The organism is Bacillus sp. B2-WWTP-C-10-Post-4, from assembly GCF_009183805.1.
Taxonomy (GTDB): Bacteria; Bacillota; Bacilli; order Bacillales; family Bacillaceae_G; genus Bacillus_A; species Bacillus_A cereus.
Window position 1 is genome coordinate 167221 of the sequence record NZ_WEII01000004.1, and the last position, 6192, is coordinate 173412.

Below are 6192 nucleotides of genomic sequence, written 5' to 3' on the forward strand. Positions count from 1 at the left end.
CCTTTACTTCGCTAACTGCCCTTTAGAGTATTCATGAATAAATGTAGTTAAACGTTTTAATGTATCCGGATTTACTTCTGGGAATACACCGTGACCTAAGTTAAAGATATAACCCGGCTGTTTCATCCCTTGATCTAAAATACCTTTTACATGTTCTTCAATAACAGACCATGGTGCAAGTAAGAATGAAGGGTCCATATTACCTTGTACCGCCTTATGAACGCCACGTGCACGTGCTTCTTCAATCGGTAAGCGCCAGTCTAAGCCGACTACATCAAGCGGTAAGTCGTGCCACTCATTCACTAAGTGTGCAGCTCCTACGCCGTGCATAATCATCGGTACACCCATCTTACGAACTTCTGCAAAAATAAGCTCCATTGCTGGTTTAATAAATACGCGATAATCTGCTACATTTACTGTTCCAACCCAAGAATCGAAAATTTGAACTGCTTTTGCTCCTGCGTTTATTTGCGCTTTTAAATATGTAATAACCATATCTGCTAGTTTATCCATTAAAGCGAACCAAGCTTTTGGCTCTGCATACATGAACGCTTTCGTATTATGGTAGTTACGAGATGGACCGCCTTCAATCATATAGCTCGCTAATGTAAATGGAGCTCCTGAAAAACCGATTAACGGTACGTCTAACATTTCTGTCGTTAATAAACGAATTGTATCTAGTATGTACGGTACGTCATCTTCTGGATTGATTTCCCCTAGTTTTTCTACGTCTTGTAAAGAACGGATTGGATTATCAATAACTGGGCCAATACCTGATTTAATTTCTACATCCACACCAATTGCAGGTAGTGGTGACATAATATCTTTATAAAGAATTGCTGCGTCTACGTTATATTGATCAACCGGCAATTTTGTAACGTAAGCACATAACTCTGGATTATGTGTAATTTCAAATAAAGAATATTTTTCTTTAATCTTTCTATATTCCGGCTGTGAACGACCTGCTTGACGCATATACCATGCTGGTACATAATCGGTACGTTCCCCCCTACATGCTTTTAAAAATGTCTCATTTATAGTTCTTACCAAGACCCTTGCTCCCTTCCTTACCAATGCTTCGAATACGTTCGATATTTATCTTTTTTTACTATACAGCTTGTAAAAACAAAATGCATAATATTATGTACGTTGTTCATTAAATTGACACAAACATTCTTAAAAACGCTTACTATTTTCACAACATTCTTATTATAACACAGAGAAAAACTATGGTTTAGCTACTTTTGACTTTTCTCCTTCACGATTCGTTTGTGTATTATATGGTACAACGTAAAAGCTCGGTTTTGAAAATATGTTAACGAACTTTTCCTCATATTCCCCAGCACCATTTACAGTGCTAACATGTGTATGAATTCCGTTCTCCACTCTATAGATTCGGTACATAATTCTGTTATCTGGAAGTGGCGTCCAACTTAATTTTGCTTTAAATAAACCGAAAGGGCTAAATGATAGTTTCATTTTTACATCTTCAATTTTGCGCAGTCGAATCGGAGCGCCGATTGTTTCCACACCTTCAGGCTTCATAAACTTCTCTTTATGTTCTACATTAGCCTTCGTTAAAATTTTCTTAAACAATTTTGTCGCAGATGCACTTTCTCCTTGCAACTGATGCTCCTTATCCGTACGGTCATAACCAATCCAAACAGCGCCTACTAAGTTAGGTGTATAGCCGACGAACCACATATCTCTTGCTCCCTTATCGTCATTTGGCAATGAAGTTGTACCCGTTTTTCCAGCTAACGCACCGTTATATACACCAGCTCTCGCTGTTCCTTCCTTCACAACTCCTTCTAACATTTTCGTCATATACCATGCTGTCTGCTTCGAGAAGATTTTCGTCTCTACTTTTGGAGATTCCCCAATGACTGCACCGTGTCTATTTAATACTTTATCAATAACGTGCGGCTCAATAATATTTCCATTTGCTAAAAATGAACGATACATTTTTACCAGATCAAATGTTGAAACGCCATTTTTTAGTCCCCCAAGCGCTGTACTTAAACCAGCATCTGCAATATGGACATTTCCTTTTTCTAAATATTGCTTTCCTTCTTCTACCCCTAACTCATTTAATAAAGAAACTGCCGGTACGTTTGCCGACTCTAAAATCGCATCATACATCGTCATTTCTTTTGAATACTCATGATTATAATTTCGAGGTTCATACCCTTCAAAAGAATTTCTTTCATTCGTTAATAAAGAATACGGATTATACTTTTTCGTTTCTAGTGCTGGTGCATAAACGATAAGTGGTTTTAAAACAGATCCGGGCTGCCTTTTGGCAAAAACACGATTAAATCCTCTCGGGACATACTTTCTTCCCCCAATCGCCGCTTTAATCCCTCCCGTACGATTATCCATTAATAAGAAAGCACCTTGCGCCCCTTCTTCTTTCCCAGGAAAATTCCTTGCATCTTGAAACTGGTTATATGCTACCTTTTGAATCTTTTCATCCATAGGTACGACAAACGTATATCCTCCGCGAAGTACTTCTTGATGAGACAACCCGTATAAACGAGCGGCTTCATCTATGACCATATCAATATACGGCATATATGCAAGCTCATTCTCATCTAAATTTTTATATAGAGCAATTGTCTTCCCTTGATAACGAACGCTTTCTTCTGCAGTCAAATAGCCTTGTTTATGCATAAGTGACAATACTAGATCGCGGCGTTCCTTACTCTTCTCTGCAGAATAGTACGGTGAATATCCGTTTGGTGACTTCGGAAGGCCTGCAAGCATTGCCCCTTCCTCTACTGTTAAATCCTCAACATTTTTATTAAAATACAACTTTGCTGCTGCTTGAATACCGTAAGCCCCATGACCAAAATAAATATGATTCATATACATTTCAAGAATTTGTTGCTTCGTATATTTTTGCTCTAATTGAAGAGAAATTGCGACTTCCTTCAATTTGCGCGTAAATGTTTTTTCACGAGTTAAAAAGACATTTTTAGCGAGTTGCTGCGTAATGGTACTACCGCCCTCTACCTTTTCTCCAGCTAACGTATCTTTATAAAGAGCCCGGAATATAGACGGATAATCAATTCCTTGATGCTCATAAAAACGGGAATCTTCCACCGCAACAAACGCCTGCTGCACATACTTCGGAATTTGCTCGATCGGTACGAGGTCTCTATTTTCTACATATAATTTCGTAATTTCTTTCCCTTTCTGGTCAACGATACGTGATGAAGAGTGGAAAACGAGCTGCTTTTCATCCATCATATAGCCACCAGCTAACACGATAAGTTTATAGAGTACAATCGCTACTACGAACGTTGCGACGCCGCCTAATAAAGTCCACTTTACTTTCTTCATACATCGTCCTTCTTTCCAAATGATGGTACATTTATTATTTGAAAAAGAAGTATCTTTATGTATATAATCTTCGAAGTTTTTTAAGAGAGTTGATATAATAGAAACAAACTAGTAAGGGGGCATTAAAATGAAGGCTATTATTTCATACGAAACACCTCTAGAACAAGCACATTTCACTGCAAAAAATAATGAAAAAGATATGTTTTATAAAGAAAATACAGAAGAATTAGTAGAAGGTTCACTTCAGTATGACGTACTAGATGCTGTCGGTGAATTCAAAGGACAACCTGGCTATATCGTTTGTAACAACATTTCTGTAACAGACGAAGGTCGCCCTGTATTTGAAAACCGCTTTAAAAACCGCGCAGGCCTTATCGAAAACGAACCAGGATTCCAAGCGATCCGCGTTCTACGCCCATTAAGTAACGATACATATGTCATCTTAACGATGTGGGAAACAGAGCAAAACTTTAAAGACTGGACAGAATCACGTTCATTCGAAAACGCTCATAAAAAACGTCCCACGCAAGTAGAAGGAAAACCTCAGGCTCAAGCGCATCCACATGCGGAACAGCAAAAGAGTATTTTCTCTCGCCCTTCTTTTGTGACTACTTTTGATGTGTTAGTTTAATTTTTTTGAGTTTGGAGTTCGGAAACCGCGGTATGTGAAATTATATCGGCGATTCTTCGAATATATCAACGCAACTCGAATTATATCAGCGTTTTTCTGAATATATCGGCGCAACTCGAATTATATCAGCGATTCTTCGAATATATCGACTTATCGACAAATCATGACACAAAAAGGAAACACCATTACACACCGGTGTTTCCTTTTTCTTTGTACCAATTATATATACGAAGTGAATCTTTTTTTCTCATATGCTTTACTTCATAACCCCGCCCAGCTACCGCTACAAGAGTTGTACATAATTCATCCTTTCTTTGAAAATACGATTGATTATAACCTACTGCTTGAACATGTCTTCTTCGCATTATTCCTGTATATTTCGAAAAATTACGATATACAACCGTTAGTTGATTTTCTCTTAATTCATAACCGCCACTTTTATATCTAGCATACGCAAGTAACGAAAACACGATAAATAACGGTAAAATAAAAAATAACGCAATATATTGTTTTAAATATATACTTACGCTAGCAATTAGAACTGTGAGTATGATACTTATTAACCAGCCCATAATGAAATAACGACGCAACGCTGTTTTTGGTAAGTGAGCGATCTCCGCTTCAATTTCATAAGGTAACTCTAAATATGTGAGCAGGTGCTGTACATCTTTTTTCTTCATAAAAGGATGCAGCATCACTTCATTACTTGCTGCTCCAATACTGTGAATTGCTTCCACTTCAACAGCGCAATAACCAAATGGCTGGCGAAGCATACATTCTTTTACAGTAATCGCTTGAATTCGGTGCAATTTTAAGACAAACTCTTTCTTTTCAAATAACCCTTGAACGATACGAACTTCTTCCCCTTTTCGCTCAATTTTAAAGTTTGCATATTTCAACACATATCCAGCCGTGGAAATAATCCATGAAATTGCCATTAAAATTAATGCTATTACAATTAGTTTATAAACACCGTTTCCCATCACATACGCTTCTACTTTACTTGTGAATCCTTCAGGAAGAACAAAATCAAACTTTGTGTAAAGAAGTACCAGTCCAGAAAACACTAGTCCGAACCGACCAGATGTAATCGCTGCCGCTAAAACCTCTTTCGCTGTTAACTGATAAACCGTCTTGCTTTCTTCCTCTTCTATTTCTTCTTTTACAGTAGTTTCTTTCTTATGTAATAAAGAGATTAAATGTTTTGCCTCGTCTTCTTTAATACCAGCCAACATCACTTCTGGTTCACTACCACCACCCGCTACTTCTATATTTAACTTCATAAGCCCAAGCATCTGATAAATGACATTAGAAGACGTACTAACATTTTGCACACGTTCTTTATTTAAATAACTTTCCTTCTTTACAAAAACACCGTGCTTTATATGTAAAATATTATTCTCAATCCAATACACTTTGAAATACCATTTAATTGCTGAAAAAATAGCCATGATGAATAAAACAACCAGAAGGAAAAGATAAAATAAATACCAAGGTTCCACTTGTTCATCAGGTTTAAATAAAACAAGAATAATAAGTGGCAACAAACTCGCAACTCTAATACCTAACAATATCGTAATGGGATGTTGCCTCTTATACATCCTTATCACTCACTTTCGCAAGTTCTCCAATTTGTCTTTTTAGCTGTTCTGCTTCTTCTTTCGTTAAACCTGGAATACTATGAGAAGTTGCGGCTGTTGAAATGTGTAATTCTGCTAAATTATACTTTCTCATGATCGGCCCTTGCTCAATCGTTACGTGCTGCACACGGATCATCGGAATAAGTACGCGTTTTACAACGAACATTCCCTTTTGAATCTCAATCTCTTCTTCATTTAATCTGTAACTATAATAGCGCTGACGTAAATTTGGAAACACAAAATAATCAAGTGGAATAAATGTAATAGCTCCTGTTACTAATAGTCCAAACAACCAGCCCCACCAGTTAAAGTTAATCATAAAAAAGAAATACGCAATTACGACTGTTAGTATAACTGCCGCCCCAATTAAAGCGTGAATTCGCCACACTTTCAGCATATTAGAATGAATCTCTCTTTCTAACGGCTGCATCTCATCACTCCAATTCTATGAATTTATTACTTATATATTATCAAAAATAAGATTTCATATACATTTTTGTAAATTTATAGTCAAATAATAACATTTGAATCAAAAGCATATTAAAGAAAAACATACCTCAGTTTTGAAAATTATAT

The 6192-nt window shown here is 36.8% G+C and carries 5 protein-coding genes; 1 reads left to right on the forward strand and 4 read right to left on the reverse strand.

The annotated features are described in order from the left end of the window. Window positions 1–3: 3 nt before the first annotated feature. Together hemE and GBN78_RS04415 are read right to left on the reverse strand one after the other, a co-directional pair. On the reverse strand, window positions 4–1050 hold the full coding sequence (hemE, locus tag GBN78_RS04410; protein ID WP_000252603.1) for a uroporphyrinogen decarboxylase: 1047 nt from the start codon (window positions 1048–1050) through the stop codon (window positions 4–6). A 177-nt stretch (window positions 1051–1227) separates the two neighbouring features. After that, window positions 1228–3345, reverse strand: a complete 2118-nt coding sequence (locus tag GBN78_RS04415; RefSeq protein WP_030023766.1) for a transglycosylase domain-containing protein — start codon at window positions 3343–3345, stop codon at window positions 1228–1230. 127 nt (window positions 3346–3472) lie between these two features. On the opposite strand from GBN78_RS04415, the gene hmoB reads away from it, so the two are divergent. Next, window positions 3473–3976, forward strand: coding sequence for a heme-degrading monooxygenase HmoB (hmoB, locus tag GBN78_RS04420; RefSeq protein WP_044584212.1), 504 nt, complete (start codon window positions 3473–3475; stop codon window positions 3974–3976). Between the two features lie 185 nt (window positions 3977–4161). Here the strand turns inward: hmoB and GBN78_RS04425 are convergent, their stop codons facing one another. Continuing rightward, a complete protein-coding gene (locus GBN78_RS04425) occupies window positions 4162–5577 on the reverse strand; it encodes a PH domain-containing protein (protein WP_000278152.1) in 1416 nt (471 codons plus the stop codon). Next, window positions 5570–6046: a PH domain-containing protein gene (locus GBN78_RS04430; protein WP_001182722.1), complete on the reverse strand. Its 477-nt coding sequence runs from the start codon at window positions 6044–6046 to the stop codon at window positions 5570–5572. Before GBN78_RS04430 ends, GBN78_RS04425 begins: the two co-directional genes overlap by 8 nt. Window positions 6047–6192: the final 146 nt, after the last annotated feature.